Here is a 26,734-nt window from a genome sequence, read left to right as displayed (position 1 = left end):
TCCTCAAACGCCGGACGGGCTGAAAAGCCGGTCTCGTCCCCGAGAGCAGGACGGGCTGAAGGCACCGCCGACCTCGGCTCCGGCCGTTCCGGTGGCTCCGGGCGTTCCTCACCCGGCCGATACACCACCAGGATCTCGTTCGTCGACGTGTCACGGAGCGCGTTGAACCAGCGGCGGCAGCCTGCCCCGTGCATCCAGCGTTCCGCGGACGGGCCCTTGGGGTTGGCGCGGAAGAACAGGTAGCGGGCCCACTCCTCGTCCGACAGCGCGGCCGGGTCCTCGGGGTAGGGCACATGGGCCTGGCCGCCGTGGTGGAACTCGGCCTCGTCGCGGGGCCCGCACCACGGGCAGGGGATGAGCAGCATGGGTCGGCTCCCGGGGCTGGCTGCCGGTTCTAGTGGGCCACCGCGGCCGCGCCGTGTTCGTCGACGAGCGCGCCGGTGGTGAAACGGTGGAGGGAGAACGGGGCGTTGAGGTCGTGCGGCCGGTCGTGGGCGATGGTGTGCGCGTAGACCCAGCCGACACCGGGGGTGGCCTTGAAACCGCCGGTCCCCCAGCCGCAGTTGAGGTAGAGGCCGTCCACGGGGGTGAGGCCGACGATGGGTGAGGCGTCGGGGCTGACGTCGACGATGCCGCCCCAGGTGCGCAGGACGTGGGCGCGGGCGAACACGGGGAAGAGTTCGAGGGCGGCCGCCATCTGCTCCTCGATGATGTGGAAGGCGCCCCGCTGGGTGTAGGAGGGGTAGGCGTCGATGCCCGCGCCCATCACCAGCTCGCCCTTGTGGGCCTGGCTGACGTAGACGTGGACCGCGTTGGACATGACGACCGTGGGGTGGACCGGTTCGAGGAGTTCGGAGACCAGGGCCTGCAACGGGTGGCTCTGGAGCGGGAGTTCGATGCCGGCCATGGCCGCGAGGACCGAGGTGTGGCCCGCCGAGCACAGGGCGACCCGGCCGGCTGCCACCGGGCCGAGCGTCGTGCGGACTCCTACGACTCGGCCGCCGGTGATGTCGAGTCCGGTGACCCCGCAGTTCTGGACGATGTCGACGCCCGCCGCGTCCGCCGACCGGGCCAGGCCCCACGCCACGTGGTCGTGCTTGGCGATGCCGGCGCGCGGCTGGTAGGTGGCGCCCAGCACCGGGTGGCGTACGTCGGGCGAGGTGTCGACGATCGGGCAGACCTCCTTGACGCCGTCGGCGTCGAGCCACTCCGCGTCGACGCCGTTGAGACGGTTGGCCTCGACGCGGCGCACTCCGTCGCGGACGTCCTGGAGGCTGTGCGCGAGGTTCAGTACGCCGCGCTGGGAGAACAGCAGGGGGTAGTCGAGCTCCTCCTCCAGTCCCTCCCAGAGCCGGAGGGCGTGTTCGTAGATGCCGGCGCTCTCGTCCCACAGATAGTTGGAGCGGATGATCGTGGTGTTGCGGGCCATGTTGCCGCCCGCGAGCCAGCCCTTCTCCAGTACGGCGACGTCGGTGATGCCGTGGTTGCGGGCCAGGTAATGGGCGGTGGCCAGGCCGTGTCCCCCGCCGCCGACGATCACCACGTCGTACGACTTCTTGAGGGCGGGGGTGCGCCACAGCCGGTCGGGATGACCGGGAAGGTCCGCGTGGCCGGGAAGGTCCGCGTGGCCGGGGAGGTCCGCCTGGCCGGGGAGGTCCGGGTGGCCCGGGAGGTCGGCCCCCGAGGTGCCATAACCGTTCATGAGGTCTCCGTCCGCCTGAGAGGGCCACGGCAAGGTGTGTTCATCCACGGAGCCGGGTCATCGCCGGGTCGAACAGTGGCTCCTCCGTCACCACCGCCTTCACGCGACGCCCGAACCAGCCGATGTCCAGTGCCGTTCCGGGGACGGCGCGTTCTGCCGGGAGCCACGCGTAGGCGATGCCGGTGCCGACCGTGTAGCCGTACGCGGCGCTGGTGACGTAGCCGACGACGCGGTCGCCGTCGTACACGGGCTCCTTGCCCATCACGACGGACCGCGGGTCGTCGATGGTGAGGCAGGTCAGCCGGCGCCGGACGTCGGTGCGGCGGCGCTCCAGCGCGGCCTTGCCGATGAAGTCGTCCTTGTCGGGGCGGACGGCGAAGCCGAGGCCGGCCTCGTAGGGGTCGTGCTCGAAGGTCATGTCGGTGCCGAAGGAGCGGTAGCCCTTCTCCAGGCGGAGGCTGTTGAAGGCGCCCCGCCCTGCAAGGATGCCGCCGAGCGGTTCGGCGGCCCGCCAGAGGGTGTCCCACAGACGCAGGCCCAGATCGGCGGTGGTGTACAGCTCCCAGCCGAGTTCGCCGACGTACGACAGCCGTAGCGCCGTCACCGGGACGCTGCCGACGTGGGTGCGGCGGGCGCGGAAGTACTTCAGGCCGGTGTCGGAGAAGTCGTCCTCGGTGAGGGGCTGGAGGACGTCCCGGGCGCGTGGGCCCCACAGGCCGACGCAGCAGGTGCCCGGGGTGATGTCGCGGACCTGGGCGGTGCCGTCGGCGGGCAGATGGCGGGTGATCCAGTCGAGGTCGAGGTTGCCGTTGACGCCGACCTGGAAGAGGTCGCGGCCGAGCCGGGCGACGGTGATGTCGCTGCGGATGCCTCCGTCGTGGTCGAGGAGGAGGGTGTAGGTGACCGAGCCGGCCGATTTGGCGACCCTGCCGGTGCACAGGCGTTCCAGGAGGGCGGCGGCGCCGGGGCCGCTGACCTCCAGGCGTTTGAGGGGCGTCATGTCGTACAGGGCGACGGTCTCGCGGGTGGCCTGCGCCTCGGCGCCGACGATCGGCGACCAGTAGCGGGCCGCCCAGTCGTCCGGCGTGGGGATGGAACGGCCGTTGAGGAGGCGGGCGTTGGACGCGTACCACTGCGGGCGTTCCCAGCCGCCCGCCTCCAGGAAGTAGGCGCCGTGTTCGCGCTGGCGGACGTGGAAGGGGCTGGTGCGCAGCGGGCGCGGCTCCCCGGACGGCTGGAGGGGGTGGAGGATGTCGTAGACCTCGACGAAGTTCCGGCAGTCGCGGGTCAGGACGTACTCCGGTGCCAGCTGGTGCGGTTCGAAGCGGTTGACGTCGCATTCGTGCAGGTCGAACGAGGAGCAGTGGCCGTCGACGAGCCATTCGGCCATGGCCCGGCCGACGCCGGCGCTGTGGGTGACCCAGACGGCCTCGGCGACCCAGAAGCCCTTGACGTCCGGGGACTCCCCGAGGAGCGGGAAGTTGTCGGTGGTGAAGGAGAACAGGCCGTTGATCCCGTCCTCGACCTTCGCCTCCCGGGTGGCGGGCAGCAGGGAGCGGGTCTCGGTCCAGGCCGGTGCGAAGTCGTCCTCGGTGAAGTCGAGGACGGACGGCGTGCCGCCGGCGGTGCCGACGGGGAGGATGTCGTCGGCGCGGACCGGCATCGGACGGTGGCCGTAGGAGCCGATGCCGAGGCGGTCGAAGCGGTCGCGGTAGTAGAGGCCGGCGTCCTGGTGGCGCAGGATCGGGCGGACCGCCTCCTCCCTCTGGCCGGCGAGGGCGGGGACGGGCCCGGTCCAGGCGAATTGGTGGGCGAGCGGGGTCAGCGGCAGGTTCATCCCGGCCATACGGGCGATGCGGGGGCCCCAGATGCCGGCGCAGCACACGACAATGTCCGCGTCGAGGTCGCCGTGGCCGGTGCGGACGCCGGTGATCTCGCCGTCGGCGGTGCGGATGTCGAGGACCTCGTGGCGGTCGAGGACGCGTACGCCGCGGGCGCGGGCGCGGCGGAGCTGGGCCTCGACGGCGAGGACGGCCCGGGCGAGGCCGTCGGTGGGGACCAGGAGTCCGCCGAGGACGCGGCCGGGGTCGAGGAGCGGGTGTGCGGCGACGCATTCGTCGGGGGCCAGCAGCCGGGCTTCGACGCCCCAGGCGGTGATCCAGCCGTGGCGGCGGCGCAGTTCGGCCAGCCGCTCGGGGCCGGTGGCCACTTCGAGGCCGCCGACCTGGAGGAAGCAGGGCTCGCCGTCGACGTCGAGGGAGGTGAGTTTCTCGACGGTGTAGCGGGCCAGGTGGGTCATGGTCCTGGAGGGGTTGGTCTGGAAGACCAGGCCGGGGGCGTGCGAGGAGGAGCCGCCGGTGGCGGGGACGGGGCCCTGGTCGACGACGGTGACGTCGGTCCAGCCCCGGGCGGAGATCTCGTCGGCGAGGGCGGCTCCGACGACTCCCGCTCCGATGATGACCACTCGGGGTCCCGTCATCGCCGCACCTCCGCTTGAGTTGCTCTGTGCGCAACGTGCCTCGGGTCGCGCAACTCAATGTGCCCGTCGTGCCAGGGGGTGTCAAGGGCGCGGGTGACGTGGTGGAACGGCTCCGGGAAGCGCGGAAGCCCGGTGGCCGGGCGCGGGTCGCGCGCCGCGGCCACCGGGCTTCCCGGGGCGTCTACTTCAGCCAGGCCTCCACCTTGTCGCGGTTGGCCTCGACCCACTTCTTCGCCGCCGCCTCGGGGCTCATCCTGTCCACGGCGATGTACTTGGCGACGGTGTTCTGGTCGTCGTTGGTCCAGGTGAAGTTCTTCACCAGGTCGTAGGCGGGGCTGCCCGACTTGGCGAACTTGGCGCTGACGATCTTGTCCAGTTCGTACTCGGGGTAGTCGCAGGCGACCTTCTCGGCGTCGGCGTCACAGCCGTCCGTGTAGGGCGGCAGCTTGACCTTGACGAGGGGCACCTCGGACATGAACCACTGCGGCTCGTAGAAGTAGCCGATGACCCATTCCTTGTCCTTCTCGGCCTTGCGGAAGGCCTGGATGAGCGCGGTCTCGCTGCCCGCGTACACGACCTTGAAGTCCAGCTTCAGGTTCTTCACCAGGGCCTCGTCGTTGGTGACGAAGGACGGGTCGCCGTCGAGGAGTTGGCCCTTGCCGCCCGACTCGGAGGTGCGGAACTCGTCGGCGTACTTGTTCAGGTTCTTCCAGTCGGTGATGTCGGGGTGCTCCTTCGCCAGCCACGGCGGCACATACCAGCCGATGAGCCCCTTGTTGCCGGTGGGCCCGGCGTCGACGGCGGTCTTCTGGTCGGTGATGTACTTCTTCTTGAGGTCGTCGTGGCCCCAGTTCTCGATGACGGCGTCGACCTCGCCCGTCCCGAAGCCCTGCCAGGCGATCTCCTCCTTGAGGTCCTTCTGCCGGACCGTGCAGCCGAGGTCGTGCTCGGCGACGTACGCGACGACGGCCGCGTCGGCCTCGTAGCCGACCCACGGGTTGACCGCGAGGTTGAACGTGCCGCAGGAGCCGGAGCCGGACGAGCCGCCGGAGCCCGCGGAGTCGTCGCCGACCTTCGCGCCGCTGCACGCGGTGAGGGTGAGGGCGAGGACGGCCGTACCGGCCGCGCCGGCCCGCCAGTGTCGTGCCATGGTGGGGTGCTCCTTATGCGCTGGTGCGGCGAGCCGCCGCCTGGGTGATCCGGTCGAACATGACGCCGAGCAGGACGATGGCGAGTCCCGCGGCGAGCCCCTTCCCGTACAGCTGTCCCTGCGAGAACCCGGCGACCACGTCGTAGCCGAGGGCTCCCGCGCCCACCAGGCCGCCCACCACGACCATCGACAGCACATAGATCAGGCCCTGGTTGGTCGCGAGCGTCAGGGCGCTCCGTGCCATGGGCAGCTGCACCTTGGTGACGATCTGCCAGGTGGTGCACCCGGCGGAGGTGGCCGCCTCCACGGTGGCCGCCGGCACGTTCCGCACCCCGTCCGCGACGATCTTCACGGCGACGGGTGCCGCGTAGACGACGGCGGCGACGATCGCCGTGAAACGGGTCGCGCCGAACAGGGCGAGGAACGGCACGAGATAGACGAACGGCGGCATGACCTGGGCCGCGTCGAGGGTGGGCCGCAGCAGCCGGTCGACGAGGGCGCTGCGGCCCATCCACACGCCGAGGACGATGCCGAGGACCATCACGAGGACCGTGGCGACGACGGTCGACGCCAGTGTCGTCATGCTGTCCGACCACAGTCCGGTGCCGACGAGCAGACCCACGCAGACGACCGTGGTGACGCCGGCGCGCCGGCCGCCGAGGACGGCGCCGAGGGCGACGAGGGCCGCGCCGACCAGCCACCACGGGGAGTCGGTGAGCAGCGTCTGGAAGGGGTTGAGCAGGCCGGTGGTGAGCGCGTCGCGGAAGGCGTTGGTGAGTCCGGAGAGGTGGTCCTGCGCCCAGGTGGTCACGGTGTCCGCGCCCCGCGAGATGGCGCTGCCGACGCCGCCCTCGCCGGGGAACTCGGCCGCCCAGACATAGGTGTGGGACAGGTACACGAGGACGGCGGTGACGGCCGCGCCCCCGCCGAGCAGGGGGCGCCGCCAGGCCGCCGTACGGCCGTGCGCATGGCGGGCGGCCTCCTGGCGGGCACTGGCGGCGGTGGTGACGCGGTCCAGCACGATGGCCATGACGACGATGGCGAGGCCCGCGTTGAACGCCGTGCCGACGTCGAGCGACTGGAGGGCCTGGACGACGGTCTTGCCGAGGCCGGGGGCGTCGATCAGGGCGGCGACGGTCACCATGGCGAGGGCGGCCATGATGGTCTGGTTGACGCCCATGACGACGGTGCGCGCTGACATCGGCAGGAGCACCTTCGTCAGCGTCTGCCGTCGGGTGGCGCCCAGCGAGTCGGCCGCCTCGACGGTGGTGGTCGGCACGGAGCGGATGGCGTGCGCGGTGATGCGGATGGCGGGCGGCGCCGCGTAGATGAGGGTGGCGATGGTCGCGGAGGCCGGGCCGATGAGGAAGAACAGGGTGAGCGGGGCGAGGTAGACGAAGGTCGGCATCGTCTGCATGAAGTCGAGGAACGGCGTCACGATCCGGTGGACCCGGTCGGACAGGCCGGCCCACACGCCGAGCGGGATCGCGAGGAGCAGGGCCACGAGCACGGCGGAGAGGGTCAGCGCCAGGGTGTCCATGCTCTCCTGCCACAGCCCCTGCAGGCCGAGGAAGGTGAAGCCGGCCACGGCGAGCAGCGCGACCCTCCAGTTGCCGACGGCCCAGGAGACGTATCCGGTGAGGCCGACGACTCCGAGCCAGCCGATCTGCGGCACGGGACGCCCGGCGCCCGGCTGGGAGATCAGTTCCTGGACGAAGGTGACCAGGGTGTCGACGACGAGCCGGATCTCGTTGAAGAAGTACAGGAACAGCGGGTTGGAGTTGCGGTCCGCGCCGATCGAGTCGTTGACGTCGTTGAACCAGCGGTGCAGATCGGTGAGGTCGGCGGCGGCCAGGGACAGGGTGTGCCGGCCGCGCAGGACGGCGAAGAGCAGCAGCCAGAGGACGAGGATCGCGGCCACCACGAGGGGGCGGCCGGGCCTGCGCGCGGTCCGGGGCGGAGGGTCGGGTGCGCCGGTGCCGGTCTCCTCGGGTCTCTCCACGGCGACGGTCATCGGATGTCGCCGTCCCGTCCGGCGACGACGGCGAGGATCTCCTCGTCGCCGACGATGCCGAGGAGTTCGCCGTCCTGGACGACCTTGACGGGCCGGTCGGCGGCCAGCACCGCCCGGGTGGCCTCGCGCACCACGACGTCCGGGCCCAGCTCGGGGCCGTCGAGCGCGTCGCCGTCCTGGGGCGGGCGCATGATCCAGCGCAGGGTCAGGACGTCACCGCGTGGCACGTCCTTGACGAACTCGCGGACGTAGTCGTCGGCGGGGGCGCCGACGAGGGCGTCGCCGGTGCCGCACTGGACCGTCCGGCCGTCCCGCATGATCAGGATGCGGTCGCCGAGCTTGAGCGCCTCGGACAGGTCGTGGGTGATGAACACCATCGTCTTGCCGACCTCGCGGTGCAGCCGGACGACCTCGCTCTGCATGTCGCGGCGGATCAGCGGGTCGAGCGCGGAGAAGGGCTCGTCGAAGAAGAGGACGTCGGGGTCGCCGGCCAACGCCCGCGCCAGGCCGACGCGTTGCTGCATTCCGCCGGAGAGCTGGTCGGGGTAGGCGTTCTCGTAGCCTGCGAGTCCGACGAGTTCGACGACCTCCTGCGCGCGGCGGAGGCGGTCGCCGCGGCTCATGCCGCGGATCTCCAGCCCGAACGCCACGTTGTCGACGACCCGTCGGTGCGGCAGCAGCCCGAAGTGCTGGAAGACCATGGAGAACTTGCGGCGCCGCAGCTCGCGCAGCCGGGCGGCGTCGGCGCCGCTGATGTCCTCGCCCTCGAAGACGACCTCTCCCGCGGTGGGTTCGATCAGCCGGGTGAGACAGCGCACCAGGGTGGACTTGCCGGAACCGGACAGGCCCATGACGACGAAGACCTCACCGGGCGCGACGTCGAAGTGGACGTCGCGCACGGCGGCGGTGCAGCCGGTGCGGTCCATGAGTTCACGGCGGGTCAGTCCGCGCAGCTCCTCGGAGTGCGGCACCCGGTCGGCCTTCGGCCCGAACACCTTCCACAGCCCGCGTACGGAGACGACCGGGGTGGAGTCCGGGTCCTCGGACGGGCCGCGCCGCTGCGGCGGCACCTCGGTGTGAGTGGTCACGGTCGACCTCGTTTCGGCGTTCAGCCGCGGATCCGGTGCTGCGGCCGGTGATGGATGTGCTGCCGGGCGGATGGGGGCATGCGGAAGGCGTCCGGACGGGCCGGCCCCGGTGCGTGGTCCGCGTCCGACGGGCCGGTGGCGCCGCGCCGGGGGCGGGGCGCGCGGGACCGGTTGGGCCGGTGGGGCCGCTTCAGCCGCCCGGACGGTCCGGGCACCGCGGCACGCACACCGCCGTCGCCGCGTGAGGCAGAGGCTCGCGTCGCCGTGGGGGTGCACCCGGCGGGGCGTCGGACCGCCCGGTGGTTTCCGGCCACCGGGCCCCGCCACGCGCCGTCCACGAACAGGTCTGCCACGCGCCGAGCCTTTCGACAGAAGTCGTTGCGCAATGTGCACCCGATTGCTTGTGGTGGAACACCTTTGCGAATCGGCCGACCGGCGTCAAGGGGTCGGCTGATGACGATCGCGTATGCCATCCCTTCCCCACGGCACCGCACGCCGAACGCGACGACTCCCGGGCGCCGGCGTCACGGCCCCCAACTCCACTGTGACTTAGGGGACTTGTGTGATGAAGCCGAGGAGCGCGGCCACGAGTTCGGCGGGCGCGTCCTCCTGGACGAGGTGCCCCGCGCCCGCCAGCGGTTCGAACCGCGCCCCGGGCACGAGCGCGGCCAGTTCGCGTCCCTTCGCGACCGGGATCCAGGTGTCCTCCTCGCCCCAGCACACGAGGACGGGGATCGCGATGTCGCCGTAGCGTCGCTGGATCTCGTCGGTGTGGCGCTGGTCGGCCTGCGCGATCTGCCGGTAGAACGCCGCCTGCCCGGACAGATCCACCCAGGGCTCGACGAGCCGTTCGAGGACGTCGGGGCGCAGCCCGGGGGCGCTGGCGGAGGAGACGTACGCCCGCACGAGGGCGCCGTGCAGCGGGGGCGGCAACTGCTCGAACACGGCGGCGTGTTCACGGACCAGGCGGAAGAACGGCGAGCCCCACGGGGCGAGGGCGACCGGGTCGACGAGGGCGAGCGCCCGGTAGCGGGCGCCGTGCAGGAGGTGGGCGCGCAGGGCGACGGCGCCGCCGATGTCGTGGGCGACGACGAGCGGTTCCTCCAGGCCCCAGTGGGCGAGCAGTTCGGTGAGGACGCGGCCCTGGGCGGCCAGGGACACGTCCTGTCCGGCCGCCTTCTCGGACCGCCCGTACCCTGGCATGTCCCAGACGTGGACCCGGTGGTCCCGGGCGAGCGCGCGGGCGACGCCCCGCCAGACGTACGACGAGAACGGGGTGCCGTGCAGCAGGACGACCGGGGGGCCGTCGGGCGGGCCCAGCCGGTCCCAGCGGACGGCGCCGGACGTGCTGGTGAAGGTGTGGGCGAGCGGCCAGTCGGTTCCGGTGGTCATTCCTCTCCCGGGTGGAGGTCGGCGGACACGGTCCCTCCACTCTGGCCGCGGTGCCGGTGATACGCGACCTTGGCCGGGGCCAGGGGCTCTCTGCCGAGGATCAGGTCGGCGGCCTTCTCGGCGATCATCATGACGGGCGCGTAGATGTTGCCGTTGGTGACGTACGGCATGACCGAGGCGTCCACGACCCGCAGTCCGTCCACGCCGTGGACGCGCAGAGTCGCCGGGTCGACGACGGCGAGGTCGTCGGTGCCCATCCGGCAGGTGCAGGACGGGTGCAGGGCCGTCTCGCCCTCCCGGGCGACCCAGTCGAGGATCTGCTCGTCCGTCTCCACCTCCGGGCCCGGGGAGATCTCACCCCCGTCGTAGGGGGCGAGCGCCGGGCGGCCGAGGATGTCGCGGGCGACGCGGACGGCCTCCACCCACTCGCGGCGGTCCTGCTCGGTGGAGAGGTAGTCGAAGCGCAGCGCCGGGTGGACGCGCGGATCACGGCTTCTGATCTTCACCGATCCCCGGGCGTCGGAGTACATGGGCCCGACGTGCACCTGGTAGCCGTGGCCGCCGGCGGGCGACGAGCCGTCGTAGCGGACGGCGACGGGCAGGAAGTGGAACATCAGGTTGGGGTAGTCCACGTCGTCGTTGCCCCGGACGAAGCCGCCGGCCTCGAAGTGGTTGGTGGCGCCCGGGCCTCGGCGCAGCAGCCACTGGAGGCCGACGAGGGGTGCCCGCCACTTCGCCAGGTAGGGCTGGAGGGAGACAGGCTGTGTGCAGGCGTGCTGGATGTACACCTCCAGATGGTCCTGGAGGTTCTCGCCGACGCCGGGCAGATGCTGGACGACGTCGATGCCGAGGGCCCGCAGTCCGTCCGCGTCGCCGACGCCCGAGAGCTGGAGCAGCTGGGGGGAGTTGATGGCGCCGCCGCACAGGATCACCTCGCCGGCGCGGACCTGCCGTAAGCCACCCGGGCCGCGCCGGTACTCCACGCCGACGGCCCGCCCGCCCTCGAAGAGGACGCGGGTGACCAGGGCCCGGGTCCGCACGGTGAGGTTGGGCCGCGGCATCGCGGGCCTCAGGTAGGCCTTAGAGGCGGAGAGCCGGCGACCTCGGTGCAGGGTGCGGTCGAACGCGGCGAAGCCCTCCTGCCGGTAGCCGTTGACGTCGTCGGTGGGGGCGTACCCGGCCTGCCGGGTGGCTTCGAGGAAGGCACCGAAGAGAGGATTGGCCGCCGGTCCGCGTTCGAGCACGAGCGGGCCGTCGTGGCCGCGGAACTCGTCGTCAGGGTCGGCGGCGAGACAGTTCTCCATACGGCGGAAGTACGGCAGGCAGTGCGCGTAGTCCCAGGTCTCCATGCCGGGATCGGCGGCCCAGCGCTCGTAGTCCAGGGGGTTGCCGCGCTGGAAGATCATGCCGTTGATGCTGCTGGAGCCGCCGAGGACCTTGCCGCGCGCGTGATGGATCCGGCGGCCGCCCATGTGGGGTTCGGGTTCGGAGGCGTACTTCCAGTCGTAGAAGCGGTTACCGATGGGGTAGGTGAGGGCCGCGGGCATATGGATGAGGACGTCCCACGGGTAGTCGGGCCGGCCGGCCTCGAGGACGAGGACCCGCCGCGACGGGTCGGCCGAGAGCCGGTTGGCCAGCGCGCTGCCGGCCGATCCACCACCCACGATGACGAAGTCGTACTGGGGAGCCATGACCGCCTCGTCTCCTCACGTCGCCGCTACGCGGGGCATGCTAGACCTGACGCGTGATACGCACCAGGTTGCGGACCGCGCAACGTGGAGACCCGATCGAGACATGTCCGCCCGGTAACCATGTTGTTTACTGCGCGTATAGTTTCACTGTGAGCAACTACAGCCCTGACCCGGAGACGCCGACGTCGCAGGCGGGCGGCGTGCAGTCGGTGGACCGCGCCATCACTGTCATGGAGATCCTCGCGCAGCGTGGCGAGGCCGGGGTGAGCGAGGTCGCCGCCGAGATCGACGTGCACAAGTCCACCGCCTTCCGGCTCCTGGGCGCGCTGGAGTCCCGCGGTCTGGTCGAGCAGGCCGGGGAGCGCGGCAAGTACCGGCTCGGCTTCGGCATCGTCCGGCTGGCCGGGGCGGTCACGGGCCGTATCGACATCACCCAGCAGGGCCGCCCGATCTGCGAGCGTCTCGCGGAGGAGCTGGGCGAGACCGTCAACATCGCGGTGATGCAGGAGCATTACGCGATCAACCTCTACCAGGTGCGGGGGCCGGGTGCCATCACCGCGCACAACTGGGTGGGCCAGCTGACCCCGTTGCACGCCACGTCGAGCGGCAAGATCCTGCTCGCGCATCTGCCCGCCGAGGAGCGCGCGGCGCTGCTCACCCGGGCCGGTCTGAAGAAGGTCACCCCGCACACCATCACGGCCCGGACGAAGCTGGAGAAGGACCTGGCGGCGGTGCGGGAGCGCGGATACTCGCTCACGCGTGAGGAGTTGGAGATCGGCCTGCACGCCATGGCCGCTCCGGTGCGCGACCGCGACGGCAATGTCATCGCCGCGCTCAGCGCCTCCGGCCCGGCGTACCGGCTCACCGAGCAGCGGATGCACGAGCTGTCCCCGGTGCTGCTCAAGGGCGCCGAGGAGATCAGCCACCGGATGGGGTTCCTGGGCTGACGGCTTCCGCCAGGCGTTCCGTCACCCAGGTGTGGAAGGCGCCGATGTGGTGCTCGCTGGGCACCAGCACCCCGCCCTGGGCGTACAGGCGGGAGCTCATGCCGGGCTGGGTGCGCTCGCAGGCCGCGAAGTCCTGCCGGTTGACCCGGTCGAAGAGCTCCACCGACCGGCTGACGTCCGCACCGCCGTCGACGACGTGCGGGAGGTACAGCCAGTCGCACTCCACGACGGTGCGGTCGACGGCGGCCGGGTACATCCGGTGGAAGATCACATGGTCGGGGACCAGGTTGATGAACACCTGCGGTTTGACGGTGATCGCGTAGTAGCGGCGGTCCTGTGCCCCGGCGATGCCGGGCAGCCGGTCCAGGCCCTCGGAGCCGTCGACGGTGAAGCCCCGGACGTCCGCGCCGAACTCGGCGCCGTGGCCGACGTAGTACTGGGCGGCGTAGCCGTCGGCGAACTCGGGCAGCACCTCGGTGAGTTCGGGGTGGATGGTGGCGCAGTGGTAGCACTCCATGAAGTTCTCGACGATGAGCTTCCAGTTCGCCCGTACGTCGTAGACGATCCGCCGGCCCACCGCCAACTCCTCGATGCCGTAGCGCTCCAGGGACGTGAGGTCGCCGAGGCGGGTGACGACGTCCCCGATCACGTCCTCCTCGAAGGACGGCGGTTCCGGTGCGAGGCACACCCACACATAGCCGAGCCATTCACGGACGGCCACGGCCGCCAGGCCGTACGCGCCCCGCCCGACGTCGGGCATCCTGCTGAGATTGGGGGCCGCGACGAGCGTACCGTCGAGCCCGTACGTCCAGGCGTGGTACGGGCATTGGAAGGCCCGCCGCACCTCGCCGCCGTCCTCCGTGACGAGCCGGGCCCCGCGGTGCCGGCACACATTGAGGTAGGCGCGGACGCCGTGGTCGCGGGCCCGGGTGACGAGGACGCTCTCCCGGCCCACGTCGACGGTGCGGAAGGCGCCGGGCCGGGGCAGGTCGGCGGCGCGCGCCACACAGCACCACATGGTCTCGAAGATGCGCTCCTGCTCCTGGGCGAAGACGCCGGGGTCCGTGTAGGCGGAGCCGGGGAGGGTGGCGATCAGGCTGTCCGGCAGGCCGGTCGGGGTCACGGTGCGCTCCTCGGGGACGTCGGTGAGGGTGCGTTCACGCGCGGGTGCTGGGCGGCCGCGCCGGTCAGGAGGCGGCGGTGAGCTGCCTGCGCCAGCGGGTGAAGAGGCGTGCGCGGTTCATCCCGAGCACGGCGACGGGGTGCCCGGCCCGGCGGTAGACGGCGAGGACGTCGCGGCTCTCGGCGCCGCCCTCCTCCACGGTCACGCTGTCGGCACCGGCGGCGTGCCCCGCGAACTGGATGCGGACGCCGTACTGGTCGGACCAGAAGTACGGCGGTCCGGGAGCTCCCGGTTGTGCCGTCCCGCCGGCCAGCAGGGCGGCGACCGCAGTGTCGGCGCGTTCGCGTGCGCTCGTCCAGTGCTCGGCGCGGCGGTGCCGGCCGGCCCGCGGGTCGTACCAGTCGGCGCAGTCCCCGGCCGCGACCACGCCGGGGAGGCTGGTGCGCCCGTCCGACGCGCAGGTGACGCCGTCGCCGAGGGCGATACCGGAGCCCGTCAGCCAGGTGACGCAGGGGCGGGCGCCGACGCCGGCCACGACCACGTCGGCCGGGACGGTCCGCCCGTCCTCGAGCAGGACGGCGGTCACCCGCCGCTCTCCGCTCAGCCCCTTGACGCCCACTCCGCACAGCAGCCGCACCCCGTGGTCCGTGTGCAGGCCGGACACGACGGCGCCCATGGCCGCGCCGAGCGGTCCGGCGAGGGGTGTGGGGGCCGCCTCCACGACGGTCACGTCGAGGCCGAGGCCGTGCGCGGTGGACGCGACCTCGGCGCCGACGAATCCCGCGCCGATCACCACCAGCCGTACGCCGGGCGTGAGTTCGGCGCGCAGGGCGCGGGCGTCGTCCAGGGTGCGCAGGGTGTGCACTCCGGCCAGACCCTGGGTGCCAGGCAGGGTGCGGGCGGCGGCGCCGGTGGCCACGACCACGCCGTCGGCCCGGATCTCCCGGCCGTCGGTGAGCCGGACGGCGCGGGTGGTGGGGTCGAGGGCGACGGCCCGGGTGCCGAGCAGCCATAGGGCGTCCAGGTCCTCGTCGTCCGCCTCCAGGGCGAGGTCGGTCTCGTCGACGGTCCCCGCGAGGAACTCCTTGGACAACGGGGGCCTGTCGTACGGGCGATGGGGTTCGTCCCCGACGAGGACGAGCTGTCCGTCGTAGCCGCGCCGGCGCAGGGAGCGCGCGGCCGACAGTCCGGCGAGGGAGGCGCCGACCACGGCGACGGTCCTCACGCGGGACCGCCGGCCACCCGGGCGGTGACGCAGGGCGGCAGTTCGCGTGCCGCGGTGGACAGCCGGACATGGATCACGCCGTCCACGACGACGGTCTCGTGCGTCCGCACCGGGCGCCGGGCGGGCGGGCCGTCGACCGCCCCGGTCCGCAGGTCGAACGCCGAGGCGTGCAGCGGGCATTCGACCGCACTGCCCTCCAGCCAGCCGTCGGCGAGCGAGGCGTCCTGATGGGTGCAGGTGTCGTCGATGGCGAAGAGTTCACCGTCGTCGGTGTGGAACACCGAGACCGGCGGATCGAGATCGAGCCGGAAAGCCTCGCCTCGCGGCAGATCCGCAAGACGGCACACGGGAATCATCATGACACCTCGGTGCGTATAGCGAAACGGATTGCGGTGAACGCAACGTCAGTCTGGAGGCGGCCCAGAAGCGTTGTCAAGGAGTCACCGGGCACCGATCCGGCCCCTCTCTGGGCCCCCCGAAGATCCCGAACCACCTGCGGAAACAACGGAATCGGCGCCACCGCGAGCGACCGGCCGGATCGCACGCCCGCGCCCCCGTCCACGATGGATCGCCGCACGGCCCGTTCCGCGGGACGCCCCTTCATGCCATGCTCATGCGAACGCATTCCTGAACGGCGTTCATATACATGGCCGTCGTGGCTCTGAGCGACTCGGAGGCTGGAGATGAGAGCGACGTCCCGATGGGGTGTCCTGCTGGTGGCGCTGGCCGCGTTCACCACAGGCGCCGTCCCGGCCGCGACGGCCGACGCGCGGGAACGGCACACGCCCCGCGTACCGCACACCGTCGTCCTGGACGGCTCCCGCATGCAGCGGACCAAGGTCCGCCTCGACCACGGGGACCCCGAACTCCGGCGCGCGGTGCGGGCGTTGCGGATCCGGGCCGACGCCTGGCTGGACCAGGGGCCGTGGACGGTCGTCGACAAACCCCGGCCCGCCCCCGGCGGCGACGTCCACGACTATCTGAGCCAGGCCCCCTACTGGTGGCCCACCACTCCCCCGACCGCGGACAACCCGTGGGGCTGCCCGTACGAGCAGCGCGACGGTCAGCGCAATCCCGAGGTCGACTCCGGCACCGACCGCCAGGACGTGGAGAAGACCTTCGACGCCTCCTACGACCTCTCCCTGGCCTGGTACTACACCGGGGAGCGCCGGTACGCCGAGAAGGCCGCGCGCGTCCTGCGCACCTGGTTCCTCGACCCGGCCACCAGGATGAACCCGAACCTCGACCACGCGCAGTTCATCCCGTGCCGGTACGACGGCCGCGCCATCGGCATCATCGACTTCTCCCAGTCCTACACCGCCGTCCTCGACGCGGTCGCCCTGCTGGAGACCGGCGCCCCCGGCTGGACGGCGGACGACCGGACCGCCATGCGGCAGTGGAACGCCGACTTCCTGACCTGGCTCCGGGACAGCGACTTCGGCCGGCAGGAGGCCGCGGCCGCCAACAACCACGGCACCTTCTACGATCTGCTGCTCGCCGGGCTGGCGTCGGCGACCGGCGACCGGGAGCTGGCCCGGCGGACCGTGCGGGACGTGGGCCCCCGGCGTATCGCGCCGCAGATCGCGTCCGACGGAGGGCAGCCCCCAGGAGCTCGCCCGCACCCGGAGCTGGCACTACTCGACGTTCGCCCTGGTCGCCTACACCCGTCTCGCGGCGATCGGCCGTCATGTCGGCGTCGATCTGTGGGCGTACCGGGGACCGGACGGGCAGAGCCTCCTCAAGGCCGTGGACCACCTGCTGCCCGCCGCGACCGGTGCCGCGCCCTGGCCGCATCCGGAGCTGGAGTTCCACCGCTTCGCGGCGACGGACGTCGTGCACGCGGCGGCCGACGCCGGGGACCGCCGGGCGCGGCAGGCCGTCCCACTGCTCGAGGAGCCGCCGGGCGGCGATCTGTGGGCGCTGCGCCCGGCGGCGGAACAGCTGGACTCGATCGCGGGGTGACCGGCGGCCCCGCGGGTCAGACCGTGGAGAGGTCGATCGCCCGGTCGACGTCGGCGGGCCGCAGCACCCGCAGGATGCCCTCCAGCAGGTAGTAGTCGGCGTACGGGAGGGAGATCTCGACGCCGTCCTCGGCCGGGCGGTTGCGGGTGCAGCGGGCCACCACCGCGTCCGCCCGCGCCGACGAGGTCGTCAGGCATGTCTCCGCCAGCGCGGTGAGGATGCGCAGCGCCACCTCCCGGTACCGCTGCCTCCCGGTGACGGCGGCCAGGTCCAGCAGGGCGCAGGCCATGATGGCGCCGGCGGAGGCGTCCTTGACGTCGTGGGGCTGCTGCGGGGCGCGGAAGTCCCACACCGGTATGTGGTCCGGGGTGAGGGCGCCGATGGCGTGGTCGGCGAGGGCGCGGGCGGTGGCGAGGAAGTCGCGGTCGCCGGTCCTGCGGTACATGGTGGTGAACCCGTACATGCCCCACGCCTGTCCGCGCGACCAGCAGGAGGTGGGGCTGTAGCCCTGGACCGTGTCGGGCCCGATCGGGGCGCCGGTGGCCGGGTCGAAGTCGTACACGTGCGGGGTGGAGCCGTCGGGGCGGGGGAAGACGCGCCGCGCGGTCCTCGCGTGCTCGACGGCGATGTCCAGGTACGTCTCGTCGCCGGTCTGCTCGCTCGCGAACGCCAGCAGGTCGAGGTTCATCATCGTGTCGATGATGACCCGGCCGGCGTTGTTCGGGTCGTTGAGCCCGCCCCAGGCCCGGATGAAGCGCCCGCGCGGGTTGTACCGGCGGATGAGCGTGCCCGCCGCCTTCAGCGCTCCGGCCCGCCAGACGTCGTCGCCGGTCAGGCGCCAGGCGGTGACCCAGGACGGGTAGAAGAGGAAGCCGAGGTCATGGGTGCCGGTGTCGTTCTGGCGGGGTGCCAGCTTCTGCGCCGAGGCGAGGGCCCGGGTGCGGAACGCGTCGTCGCCGCTGTACAGCCACGCCATCCACAGCGTGCCCGGCCAGAAACCGCCGACCCAGTCGCCGTTCTGGGAGTACACCCACTTCTCGAATCTGGTGCCCACCGGGAAGGCGGTCACCGTGGGTGAGACGGCGGCGAGCTTGTCGACCGCGTAGTCGGCCGCCTCGCGAAGCGTGCGCAGGGCCGGTGCGGGTGCCGTCGTCGCCGCGGCCGCGGCCGGTGCCGGTAACGCACCGGCCGTCGCGGCTCCGGCCGCCGTGGCCAGCACAGTACGCCGGGAAAGACTCATGCGGACTCCTCCAACTGCTCGGTGGGGGAACGGAGTTGACCGAGCCTTGCATGAGCTGCGCAGCGCTGTACACCCACGTGAGCGATGTTCATCCACCTGAACAGCCAGAGCCGTCACCGTCACCTGTACCGATGGGGCTCCTTGACGTCGTCCCGCTCGCCCTCCGCCTGGGACGGCTCCGTCCTCGGGACCTCCGGGTGCTGCTCCGTGGCCGCGCGCTCCGCCGGTTCGTCGCGTTCACCCTCGGCCTGGGACGGGGTGTGCGAGTACAGCCAGCGGTCGTAGTACGAGGCTCCGCTCTTCATGGCCGACCTCCCTCGACGGTTGTCTCCATGCTCCCCCCGGCGCGGGCCGCCGACCAGCTCAGCGGGTCAGCCCCAGCCGGTCGCAGGCGGCCCGCAGCTCCGGGAGGCAGATCTGCCCGACGGTGTAGACGCCGTCCCGCACCAGGGTCCCCTCCACGTCCCGCGCGGTCACCTCGGTCGGGGTCAGCAGGATGGCCGGGATGTCCCGGCGGGTGGCGCTGTCGATCGCCGTGGTGGCGACGTCCTCCGCGGACTCGCCCCGGCCGAGGGACAGGGCCATGGCGGCGGCCGCCTCGGCCTCCTTCTCGAACGGCTTGTACACCGTCATGTACTGCTCGCCCGCGACGATGCGCCGTACGGCCTCCAGGTCGGCATCCTGCCCGGTGATCGGCGGCGGCTTGTCGACCCCGGCCTTGCGGAACGCGGAGACCACCCCGGCGGCGATGGCGTCGTTGGCGGCCAGGACCCCGCTGATCCGGTCCGCCCCGAGCGCGGAGATCGCGGCCGACATGTTCGCGTGGGCGCTCTCCGGGCTCCAGCCCGCGGTGTCGTAGGACCGGGCGACGGTCACCTCGCCCGCCAGGACGGACAGGGCGCCGCTGCGGAACCACCCCGCGTTGGCGCTGCTCGGGTCGCCGTTCATCATCACGACCGTGCGGCCGGCGCCGCGCGCCTTCATCGCCGTCAGCAGCGCTTCGCCCTGGAGCCTGCCGACGCGGGCGCCGTCGAAGCTGACGAACCCGGAGACGGGCCCCTCGGCGAGCCGGTCGTAGGCGACGACCGGCACCCCGGCCCGGCGCGCCTCCTGGATGGAGGAGCGCAGCGCCTTGCTGTCGGCGGGATCGAGGATGAGCACCTTCACCCCCTTGGTGATCATGGAGGTGACCTGGTCCCGCTGGCGGGCCGCGTCCGCGTCGGCGTTGGCGTACTCCACCCGGCACTCCGGGCACTGCCGCTCGACGTGCTTCTCGATGAGCGGCTTGTCGGCCTGTTCCCAGCGCGGGGTCACGCGGTTCGGCAGGAGCAGGCCGACCATGAAGCCGTCGCTGCCGCCGGTCCGCTCGTCGGAGCCGCACGCGGCCAGGGGCACCGTCAGCAGCCCCGCGACGAGCGCCGCGGCGACGTGCAGCGTACGGGTGCGCATCACAGCTCCCCTTGTCCGGTTCAGGGCGCGCGGCCGCCCGGCACGGCGACCTCGGCCCACACCTGTTTGCCGCCGGCCACCGGGAACGACCCGTGGGCCTCCGACACCGCCTCCACCAGCAGCAGCCCCCGGCCGCCCGTCGACTCCCAGTCCACGACGACCGGCTTGGCGGGCGCCCGCGGCGAAGAGTCCACGACGCACACCCGCACCCGGTCGCCGCGCAGGATCAGATCGAGGCGGACCGATCCCTGGGTGTGCATGAGGGCGTTGGTGACCAGCTCCGACACCACGAGCAGCACCGCGTCGGCCGCCTCCTCGACATGCCAGCGGCGCAGGGTACGCGCGGTGAACCGGCGGGCGTGCATCACGGCGTCGGGCAGCCGCCACACCACCCAGCCGGCCCGCAGCGGCTTGGTCCGCATGCCGTCGTAGCGCAGGAGGAGCAGCGCCACGTCGTCCTCGCGGCGGCCGAGGTCGCCGAGCAGCTGGTCGGCGGTGCGGGGCAGATCGGCGGGGTCGGCGGCGGCGAGCGCGGCCCGGGTGCGCTCCATGCCGACGTCCAGCGGCAGGTCGGCCGCCTCCACGAGCCCGTCCGTGACCAGCGCGAGCACGGTGCCGGTGCCCAGCGCGACCGCCGTCATGGGGAACTCCGCGTCCGCGAGGACCCCGAGCGGCGGCCCGCCCTCGACCAGCACCTCCTCGGTCGTGCCGTCCGGGTGGCGCAGCAGGGGTGCCAGGTGCCCGGCCCGGACGAAGAGGAAGTTGCCCTCCTCCATGTCCAGTTCGACATAGCAGCAGGTGGCGAAGAGGTCGGTCTCCATGCCGGTCAGCAGGCGGTTGGCGTGCGCCATCACGACGTCGGGCGGGTGCCCCTCGACGGCGTAGGCCCGGACCGCGGTCCGCATCTGGCCCATGATCGTGGCGGCGCCCGCGCTGTGACCCTGCACGTCGCCGATGACGAGGGCGACCCGGTCGTCGGAGAGCGCGATGACGTCGTACCAGTCGCCGCCGACCTGCAGACCGCGCCGGGCGGGCAGATAGCGGGCGACGGCCGTGCCGCCGGGCAGCTCGGGCAGGCGCCGCGGCAGCAGGCTGCGCTGCAGCATGGTCGCCAGTTCCTGCTCGGCGTCATGGGCGTGCGCCCGCTTGAGGGCCTGCCCGACCAGCGCGGCGGTGGCGGTCAGCAGCGACCGCTCCTCGGGGCTGAACTCGTGCGGCCTCTCCCAGCCGACCAGGCACACCCCGGCGACACTGCCCTTGGCGGGGAGCGGCAGCACGGCCAGCCCTCCGGAGCCGATGCCCGCGAGCGCGGGTTCCAGGGGCGTCCCGGCGGGCCACAGGTCCATCCGGCCGTCCCGCAGGGCGAGTTGCAGCGTCGGTACGGCCGCGATCGGGGCGTCCGGCCACTCCGAGCGCCACTGCGCCCGCCACACCTGGGGCCAGGCCGACGGTTCGGGCGGGTCGAGCACGGTGACCACGAGCCGGTCGTCGCGGATGTCGGCCAGTGCCACCCGGTCGGCGCCCAGCGGCTCGCGCAGCGCGGTGACGGCGACCCGGCCGACGTCCTCGACGGTCACGGCGTCGTCGAGGGCGGCGGTCAGCCACTGGATCCGGGAGACGTCGTCGGTGGTGCCGTGCTCCACGGAGGTGGCGGTGACGACGCCCAGCACCTCCTCGGGCCGGTCGCCGGCGGCGGGCCGGACCCGGCAGCTCAGGCTGAGCCAGCGCAGCTCGCCGGAGGGGCGGCGGACGCGGAACTCCAGTTCCCTGCGGACGGGGGCCTGCGTGGTCGGTTCGAGGACGGCCATCAGCGCGGGCATGTCCTCCGGGACGGCGTGCGCGAGGAGGGACTCCACCTTGCCGTCGAAGGCGTCGGGGGTGGTGCCGACCAGGTCGAGCAGGGTCTCGTCGGCGTCGATCAGACCGGTCTCGGGGACGAGGACGAAGGTGCCGGCGCGCATGGCGTGCAGGGCGCGGGCGAGCAGGAGGGTGGGCGCGGACCGGGCGGGTTCGGCGTCGAGCAGCCGGGCGACGGTGTCGGCGTAGCACTCCAGGAAGCGCTGCTGTCCGGCGTCGAAGCCGTCGGCGGAGGTGCCGACGACGACGAGGCAGCCGAGCCAGCCGTCCCGGCCGCGCAGCGGGAGCGCGCCGAGGGAGGTGGTCCGCGGGGGCGGCGGGGTGGGTGCCCCCTCCGGGTAGGAGGCCAGGGCGGCGGCGTTCAGCCACAGCGGCCGGCCGGTGCGGAAGGCGTGGGCGGCGGCCGAGCCGCCGGTCGTGGAGAGGGTGGGCGGCAGCCGGCGTTCGGGGGACTCCAGGCCGGCCGAGTCGAGCAGCCGCAGCTCGGGTTCCTCCGGGTCGGCCACATAGACGGCCGCGAGGGCCGTACCGGCGAAGGCAAGGGCGCGCTCACCCGAGGCGGCCTGCTCCGCCGTCAGCGCGGCACCGGTGCCCGTGGTGCCGGCCTCCGGTGCGTCCGACTCCGGAACTCCGGCCCGGGCACGGCCGTCGTGAGGCATGTCCGCAACCTTCCTCCCGTCCCTGCCGGAGGTGCTGGGGGAGATCGGGGGCACCCTCACGCGGTGGGCGCACGGGAACCCGGGACACCAGAATCGCATATCCGGATGAGCCGGACATATTTCCTCGGCGGGCGGCTCCGTCCGCCGGAGAACGGGCGCCGTCACTGCGTTCGCCGTTCGACCTGGCCGGTGTCAGACTGACCAGGTGGTCGTCTTGCCGCTGCCACGGAGCACGCACCGGCCGGCGGCCGGGTCCGGGCGCGTGGCCGCACGGTCGGCCCGCCTTCCACCCGGCCGGGCGCGTGCCGCCTGAGCCGGCCGGCGGGTGGGCGGCTCCGCCGCCCCGCACCGGCCTCCACCGGCTCCGCCGCCGCGCCACGGCATCGCCGCCCCGGCGGTGCCGCGTCGGCACGTTCGGGAGGTCTTCCGTATGAGAGCTCGCATACGGGACACCGCCGTCGCCCTGCTCGCGGCCTCCACCGCCGTCGCCGCCGGAGCCTGCGGCTCGGACGGCGGGGGCGGCACCGACGACGGCGACGGCCCGAAGATCGGGATCCTGCTGCCGGACAACACGACGGCACGCTGGGAGACCCAGGACCGGCCGCTGCTGGAGAAGGAGATCGCGGAGCGCTGCGGCGACTGCACGGTCGAGACCGCCAACGCGAAGGCGGACGTGGCGGCGCAGCAGCAGCAGATGGACTCGATGATCGCGAACGGGGCCGACGCGCTGGTGCTGGTGGCGGTGGACGCCCGGGCGATGGCCTCGGCGGTCCGCAAGGCGGAGGCGGACGGCATCCCGGTCGTCGCCTACGACCGGCTGGCCGAGGGGCCGGTCTCGGGGTTCGTCAGCTTCGACGGCGAGCAGATCGGCAGACTCCAGGGCACGGCCCTGCTGCGGGCCATGGGCGACGACGTGCCCGGCGCCGAGATCGTCATGATGAACGGCGACCTGAGCGACCCCAACGCGGTGCAGTTCAAGCAGGGCGCGCTGTCCGTGCTGCGGGGCAAGGTGAAGATCGGCAAGGCGTACGACACCCTCCAGTGGCGGCCGGAGGCGGCCAACCAGAACATGTCCGCCGCCATCGCGGCCCTGGGCGGCGAGGGCATCGACGGCGTGTACGCGGCCAACGACGGGCTGGCCGCCGGCAGCATCGCCTCTCTGCGGGCGAACCAGGTGCGGCCACTGCCCCCGGTGACCGGACAGGACGCGGAACTCGGCGCCGTACGCCGGATCGTCGCCGGCGAGCAGTACATGACCGTCTACAAGCCGTTCCTCCCGGAGGCGACCGCGGGCGCCGAGATGGCCGTGGCGGCGGCCCGCGGGGAGAACCTGGGCCGGGTGGCCGACGACGAGGTGACGACCCGGGACGGGCACGAGGTGCCGGCGGTGACGCTCGCCCCCGTCTCCGTGACCGTGAACAACATCGAGGACACCGTGGTGAAGGACGGCGTCTACACGGTCCGCCAGATCTGCGTTCCGGACCTCGCCGCCGCGTGCCGTACGGCAGGGCTGACCTGACCACCGGTCCGGCCCGGCCGGACGCCAGGGAAGGAGATCGTCCCCGTGTCCTCTCCCCCACTGCTGGCCCTGCGCGGCGTGAGCAAACGCTACGGCGCCGTGGAGGTCCTCATGGACATCGACCTGGAGATCCGGGCCGGTCAGGTCGTCGCGCTCCTCGGCGACAACGGGGCCGGCAAGTCGACGCTGGTCAAGGTGATCTCCGGGGTGTCCCCCGCCGACCGGGGCGTCATCGAGTGGGAGGGCCGCGCGGTGCAGATCCGGCGTCCGGCCGACGCCCGTGAGCTGGGCATCGCCACCGTCTACCAGGACCTCGCGCTGTGCGGGAACCTCGACGTCGTCGGCAATCTGTTCCTCGGCCGCGAGATCCGCCGGTACGGCTTCCTCGACGAGATGGAGATGGAACGCCACACCCTCCAGCTGCTGAAACGGCTGACCCGGGCCGTCCCCGACGTGCGGGCGCCCGTCGTGTCCCTGTCCAGCGGGCAGCGGCAGACGGTGGCCATCGCCCGCTCGCTCCTCGGCGACCCCCGGCTGATCCTGCTGGACGAGCCGACCGCGTCCCTGGGGCTCCAGCAGAGCACCGAGGTCATGGACCTCGTGGACGAACTGCGCGACCGGGGCATGGGCGTGCTGCTCATCAGTCACAACATGGGCGACGTCAAGGCCCTCGCGGACCGGGCCGTCGTGCTGCGGCTGGGGCGCAACAACGGCTTCTTCGACGTGAACACGGCCTCGCAGGAACAGATCATCTCGTCCATCACCGGCGCGACCGAGAACACGCCCCGCCGGCCGGCGCACCAGGAGGCGGCGTGGTGAAAGGGACCCCCACGAGGACGGAGGACCGGACCACCGGGACCGCGGCTCCTCCCGCCGGGGCCGCCCAAGGCTCCCGGGGGCGGGCGATGGGCGACACCGTCAAGCGGTGGATCGCCGAGGGCCGGCGCAGGCTGCGGGCCGGTGAGGTCGGCTCGCTCCCGGTGGTGGTCGTGCTGACCATCGTCTGGATCACCTTCCAGTCCCTCAACGACAACTTCCTCTCCCCGCGGAACCTGTCCAACCTCAGCGTGGACATCGTGGGGACCGGCCTGATCGCCGTGGGCATCGTCTTCGTCCTGCTGCTCGGCGAGCTGGACCTGTCCGCCGGGGCGATCAGCGGGCTCGCGGCGGCCGTGTTCGCCGTGCTGAACGTGCAGAACGGCGTGCCCGAATGGCTGGCGCTCGTCATCGCCGTCCTCGCCGGGACCGCCGCGGGCGCCGTGCAGGGCTACAGCTTCGCGAGAACCCGGGTGCCGGCGTTCGTCGTCACCCTCGCCGGGCTGCTCACCTGGAACGGGCTGATGCTCTACATCCTGGGCACCAGCGGCACCATCAACCTCGACGAGAACGGCCTGGTGGCCCAGCTGACCGGCTACTACTTCACCCAGGACGCCGTCGCCTACACCATCGCCGCCGTGGCGGTGGGCCTCATCCTGCTGGTGTCGTGGCTGGACCGAAGACGCCGGGTGGCCGCCGGGATGCCGCACCGGTCGCTCCAGGTGATCGTCGCGCGGGCCGGTGGGCTCGCGGTGATCGCCTTCGTCTCCGCCTATGTGCTCAACCGCTTCCAAGGGCTGCCGCTGGCGCTGCTGATCTTCCTCGTGGTGGTGGCCGGCCTCGACGTCGTGCTGCGCCGCACGCACTACGGACGGCAGGTGTACGCCCTCGGCGGCGGGGTGGAGGCCGCGCGCCGGGCCAGCCTCGGGGTGACCCGGGTACAGACGGCGGTCCTCGCGGTGTCCGGCACCATGGCCGCCGTCGGCGGTCTGTTCCTGGCCTCGCGCATCACCTCGGTCAGCCAGAGCTCGGGCTCGGGCGTGCTGCTGCTCAACGCGATCGCGGCGGCCGTGATCGGCGGGACCAGCCTGTTCGGCGGGCGGGGCTCCACGTGGTCGGCGGTGCTCGGCATGCTCGTCATCCAGTCGATCGCCTCGGGCATGGCCATCACGGACACCCCCGCGGCCGTCCAGTTCATGATCACCGGAGGTGTGCTGTTCGCGGCGGTCGTCATCGACGCGCTGTCCCGCCGCTCGCAGGAAGCCCACGGCCGCGCGTGACCCCGCGCGGGCGGCGCCGGGCAGCCGGGAGGTGAGGGCGTTGATGGCCGTCAACCCGACCGACGGCGACGCGGTCCTGGCCACGTTCGGCGCCCTCGGCGTCCTGGTGGTGATCTTCGCCGAGTCCGGTCTGCTGGTGTTCGGCTTCTTCCTGCCCGGTGACACCCTGCTCCTGCCGGCCGGGGTCCTGTGCGCGGCCGGCGCGGGCCAGGGACCGCACCTCGTGCTGTGGCAGGTCCTGCTGTGCGCGGCGGCCGGGGCCCTGCTGGGCGGCCAGGTCGGCTATCTGATCGGCCGGCACGGCGGCCGGGCGCTGCTGGCCCGCACCTCCAGACCCCGGGTGCGTGAGGCGGCGGCCCGCGCGGAGACCCTGCTCGCCCGGTACGGCTACGGCAAGGCGCTGGTGATCGGCCGTTTCGTGCCGCTGGTGCGCACGGTCCTGCACCCGGCGGCCGGCGCGCTCGGCGTCCCCGCGCGCACGTTCACGGTGTGGCAGATCGTCGGCGGACTGCTCTGGTCGCAGAGCCTCGTCCTGGCCGGCTACGCCCTCGGCCACTCCGTCCCGGACATCGAGTCCTATCTGCTCCCCCTGGTCGCCGTCGTCGTGGTGCTCTCCCTGCTGCCCGCCCTGCCGGTCCTGGCCCGGGCCCGGCGCGAGCGGCGCGACCGCTGACCCCGGCGGGACGCGCCGCAACCCCCTCGCAACGTTGTGTGTGCTGCGCTGGGCGCATGTATGAGGAGACCCCGCGCGTCGAACTCACCCCCGCCGCCGCCGATCTGCTGCGGCGGCTGCACGCGGTCCACGGGCCGCTGATGTTCCACCAGTCCGGCGGCTGCTGCGACGGCAGCGCGCCCATGTGCTACCCGGAGGGCGAGTTCCGCACGGGCGGCTCCGACGTGCTCCTCGCCGAGCTGGACGTCGAGGGGGTGGCGGAGCCGGTCACGTTCTGGATGTCCCGGAGCCAGTACGAGGCGTGGCGGCACATCCGGCTGATCGTCGACGTGGTCGAGGGCCGGGGCAGCGGCTTCTCCCTGGAGGCACCCGAGGGAGTGCGTTTCCTCATCCGTTCCCGCGTCGTCGGCGCTCGCTGACGCCGCAGGTCGTCGCCGTCTGGTGCACTTCCCCTGAGTCCTGCCACAT

The 26,734-nt window shown here is 72.7% G+C and carries 21 protein-coding genes and 1 pseudogene; 7 read left to right on the top strand and 15 right to left on the bottom strand.

Going from position 1 to position 26,734, the window contains the following annotated elements:
• The 8 genes from KBY32_RS33650 to betA all read right to left on the bottom strand — a co-directional run.
• A partial coding sequence (locus KBY32_RS33650) for a sarcosine oxidase subunit delta (protein WP_210982742.1) occupies positions 1-365 on the bottom strand: 365 nt, incomplete at its 3' end.
• 29 nt (positions 366-394) lie between these two features.
• Positions 395-1,702 (bottom strand): sarcosine oxidase subunit beta family protein, encoded by a 1,308-nt coding sequence (locus tag KBY32_RS33645; RefSeq protein ID WP_247690351.1) that lies wholly within the window; start codon positions 1,700-1,702, stop codon positions 395-397.
• Positions 1,703-1,742: 40 nt separating this feature from the next.
• A complete protein-coding gene (locus KBY32_RS33640; RefSeq protein ID WP_210982741.1) occupies positions 1,743-4,181 on the bottom strand; it encodes an FAD-dependent oxidoreductase in 2,439 nt (812 codons plus the stop codon).
• Positions 4,182-4,362: 181 nt separating this feature from the next.
• Positions 4,363-5,331: an ABC transporter substrate-binding protein gene (locus tag KBY32_RS33635; protein WP_210982740.1), complete on the bottom strand. Its 969-nt coding sequence runs from the start codon at positions 5,329-5,331 to the stop codon at positions 4,363-4,365.
• A gap of 13 nt (positions 5,332-5,344) precedes the next feature.
• A complete protein-coding gene (locus tag KBY32_RS33630; RefSeq protein WP_210982739.1) occupies positions 5,345-7,345 on the bottom strand; it encodes a proline/glycine betaine ABC transporter permease in 2,001 nt (666 codons plus the stop codon).
• Positions 7,342-8,433: a glycine betaine/L-proline ABC transporter ATP-binding protein gene (locus tag KBY32_RS33625; protein ID WP_115509124.1), complete on the bottom strand. Its 1,092-nt coding sequence runs from the start codon at positions 8,431-8,433 to the stop codon at positions 7,342-7,344. Before KBY32_RS33625 ends, KBY32_RS33630 begins: the two co-directional genes overlap by 4 nt.
• 549 nt (positions 8,434-8,982) lie before the next feature.
• Positions 8,983-9,825, bottom strand: coding sequence for an alpha/beta fold hydrolase (locus KBY32_RS33620; protein WP_210982738.1), 843 nt, complete (start codon positions 9,823-9,825; stop codon positions 8,983-8,985).
• Positions 9,822-11,516, bottom strand: a complete 1,695-nt coding sequence (betA, locus tag KBY32_RS33615; protein WP_210982737.1) for a choline dehydrogenase — start codon at positions 11,514-11,516, stop codon at positions 9,822-9,824. The genes KBY32_RS33620 and betA overlap by 4 nt, the downstream gene beginning before the upstream one ends.
• 200 nt (positions 11,517-11,716) lie before the next feature.
• On the opposite strand from betA, the gene KBY32_RS33610 reads away from it, so the two are divergent.
• Positions 11,717-12,463 carry an IclR family transcriptional regulator gene (locus KBY32_RS33610; RefSeq protein WP_055622315.1) on the top strand — a complete coding sequence of 249 codons (747 nt, stop codon included), beginning with the start codon at positions 11,717-11,719 and terminating at the stop codon, positions 12,461-12,463.
• Here KBY32_RS33610 and KBY32_RS33605 read toward each other — a convergent pair.
• The 3 genes from KBY32_RS33605 to KBY32_RS33595 all read right to left on the bottom strand — a co-directional run bounded on the left by KBY32_RS33605 (position 12,435) and on the right by KBY32_RS33595 (position 15,170).
• Positions 12,435-13,586 (bottom strand): aromatic ring-hydroxylating dioxygenase subunit alpha, encoded by a 1,152-nt coding sequence (locus KBY32_RS33605; RefSeq protein WP_210982736.1) that lies wholly within the window; start codon positions 13,584-13,586, stop codon positions 12,435-12,437. The genes KBY32_RS33610 and KBY32_RS33605 overlap by 29 nt on opposite strands.
• A gap of 64 nt (positions 13,587-13,650) precedes the next feature.
• On the bottom strand, positions 13,651-14,811 hold the full coding sequence (locus KBY32_RS33600; protein ID WP_210982735.1) for an FAD-dependent oxidoreductase: 1,161 nt from the start codon (positions 14,809-14,811) through the stop codon (positions 13,651-13,653).
• Complete coding sequence (locus KBY32_RS33595) at positions 14,808-15,170, bottom strand: bifunctional 3-phenylpropionate/cinnamic acid dioxygenase ferredoxin subunit (protein WP_115509119.1); 363 nt, start codon at positions 15,168-15,170, stop codon at positions 14,808-14,810. The genes KBY32_RS33600 and KBY32_RS33595 overlap by 4 nt, the downstream gene beginning before the upstream one ends.
• 324 nt (positions 15,171-15,494) lie before the next feature.
• Here KBY32_RS33595 and KBY32_RS33590 point away from each other — a divergent pair.
• A pseudogene (locus tag KBY32_RS33590) lies at positions 15,495-16,773 on the top strand (alginate lyase family protein).
• A gap of 16 nt (positions 16,774-16,789) precedes the next feature.
• Here KBY32_RS33590 and KBY32_RS33585 read toward each other — a convergent pair.
• The 4 genes from KBY32_RS33585 to KBY32_RS33570 all read right to left on the bottom strand — a co-directional run bounded on the left by KBY32_RS33585 (position 16,790) and on the right by KBY32_RS33570 (position 21,978).
• On the bottom strand, positions 16,790-18,013 hold the full coding sequence (locus KBY32_RS33585; protein WP_055622319.1) for a glycoside hydrolase family 88 protein: 1,224 nt from the start codon (positions 18,011-18,013) through the stop codon (positions 16,790-16,792).
• A 119-nt stretch (positions 18,014-18,132) separates the two neighbouring features.
• Positions 18,133-18,318 (bottom strand): hypothetical protein, encoded by a 186-nt coding sequence (locus tag KBY32_RS33580; RefSeq protein ID WP_055622320.1) that lies wholly within the window; start codon positions 18,316-18,318, stop codon positions 18,133-18,135.
• Positions 18,319-18,376: 58 nt separating this feature from the next.
• A complete protein-coding gene (locus KBY32_RS33575) occupies positions 18,377-19,462 on the bottom strand; it encodes a substrate-binding domain-containing protein (RefSeq protein ID WP_210982734.1) in 1,086 nt (361 codons plus the stop codon).
• A gap of 20 nt (positions 19,463-19,482) precedes the next feature.
• Positions 19,483-21,978, bottom strand: coding sequence for a SpoIIE family protein phosphatase (locus KBY32_RS33570; protein WP_210982733.1), 2,496 nt, complete (start codon positions 21,976-21,978; stop codon positions 19,483-19,485).
• Positions 21,979-22,408: 430 nt separating this feature from the next.
• Between KBY32_RS33570 and KBY32_RS33565 the strand changes: the two genes are divergently transcribed.
• The 5 genes from KBY32_RS33565 to KBY32_RS33545 all read left to right on the top strand — a co-directional run bounded on the left by KBY32_RS33565 (position 22,409) and on the right by KBY32_RS33545 (position 26,685).
• Positions 22,409-23,497: a substrate-binding domain-containing protein gene (locus KBY32_RS33565; protein WP_210982732.1), complete on the top strand. Its 1,089-nt coding sequence runs from the start codon at positions 22,409-22,411 to the stop codon at positions 23,495-23,497.
• A 45-nt stretch (positions 23,498-23,542) separates the two neighbouring features.
• Positions 23,543-24,316: an ATP-binding cassette domain-containing protein gene (locus tag KBY32_RS33560; RefSeq protein ID WP_210982731.1), complete on the top strand. Its 774-nt coding sequence runs from the start codon at positions 23,543-23,545 to the stop codon at positions 24,314-24,316.
• Positions 24,317-24,402: 86 nt separating this feature from the next.
• Positions 24,403-25,593, top strand: a complete 1,191-nt coding sequence (locus KBY32_RS33555; RefSeq protein ID WP_210982730.1) for a sugar ABC transporter permease — start codon at positions 24,403-24,405, stop codon at positions 25,591-25,593.
• Positions 25,594-25,633: 40 nt separating this feature from the next.
• On the top strand, positions 25,634-26,266 hold the full coding sequence (locus tag KBY32_RS33550; protein ID WP_079033663.1) for a DedA family protein: 633 nt from the start codon (positions 25,634-25,636) through the stop codon (positions 26,264-26,266).
• A 56-nt stretch (positions 26,267-26,322) separates the two neighbouring features.
• Positions 26,323-26,685: a DUF779 domain-containing protein gene (locus KBY32_RS33545; RefSeq protein WP_210982729.1), complete on the top strand. Its 363-nt coding sequence runs from the start codon at positions 26,323-26,325 to the stop codon at positions 26,683-26,685.
• Positions 26,686-26,734 lie beyond the last annotated feature (49 nt).

The organism is Streptomyces sp. RK62 (assembly GCF_018070255.1).
GTDB classification, from domain to species: Bacteria; Actinomycetota; Actinomycetes; order Streptomycetales; family Streptomycetaceae; genus Streptomyces; species Streptomyces nigra.
The sequence above is the reverse complement of the archived record's forward strand: the minus strand, read 5'-3'. Positions and strand labels throughout refer to the sequence as shown.

Bases quoted from the DNA above. Each gene is read 5' to 3' on its own strand.
- KBY32_RS33645 (WP_247690351.1), bottom strand. From the start codon at position 1,702: ATGAACGGTTATGGCACCTCGGGGGCCGACCTCCCGGGCCACCCGGAC.
- KBY32_RS33640 (WP_210982741.1), bottom strand. From the start codon at position 4,181: ATGACGGGACCCCGAGTGGTCATCATCGGAGCGGGAGTCGTCGGAGCC.
- KBY32_RS33635 (WP_210982740.1), bottom strand. From the start codon at position 5,331: ATGGCACGACACTGGCGGGCCGGCGCGGCCGGTACGGCCGTCCTCGCC.
- KBY32_RS33630 (WP_210982739.1), bottom strand. From the start codon at position 7,345: ATGACCGTCGCCGTGGAGAGACCCGAGGAGACCGGCACCGGCGCACCC.
- KBY32_RS33620 (WP_210982738.1), bottom strand. From the start codon at position 9,825: ATGACCACCGGAACCGACTGGCCGCTCGCCCACACCTTCACCAGCACG.
- betA (WP_210982737.1), bottom strand. From the start codon at position 11,516: ATGGCTCCCCAGTACGACTTCGTCATCGTGGGTGGTGGATCGGCCGGC.
- KBY32_RS33595 (WP_115509119.1), bottom strand. From the start codon at position 15,170: ATGATGATTCCCGTGTGCCGTCTTGCGGATCTGCCGCGAGGCGAGGCT.
- KBY32_RS33585 (WP_055622319.1), bottom strand. From the start codon at position 18,013: ATGAGTCTTTCCCGGCGTACTGTGCTGGCCACGGCGGCCGGAGCCGCG.
- KBY32_RS33580 (WP_055622320.1), bottom strand. From the start codon at position 18,318: ATGAAGAGCGGAGCCTCGTACTACGACCGCTGGCTGTACTCGCACACC.
- KBY32_RS33575 (WP_210982734.1), bottom strand. From the start codon at position 19,462: ATGCGCACCCGTACGCTGCACGTCGCCGCGGCGCTCGTCGCGGGGCTG.
- KBY32_RS33570 (WP_210982733.1), bottom strand. From the start codon at position 21,978: ATGCCTCACGACGGCCGTGCCCGGGCCGGAGTTCCGGAGTCGGACGCA.
- KBY32_RS33565 (WP_210982732.1), top strand. From the start codon at position 22,409: ATGAGAGCTCGCATACGGGACACCGCCGTCGCCCTGCTCGCGGCCTCC.
- KBY32_RS33555 (WP_210982730.1), top strand. From the start codon at position 24,403: ATGGGCGACACCGTCAAGCGGTGGATCGCCGAGGGCCGGCGCAGGCTG.
- KBY32_RS33545 (WP_210982729.1), top strand. From the start codon at position 26,323: ATGTATGAGGAGACCCCGCGCGTCGAACTCACCCCCGCCGCCGCCGAT.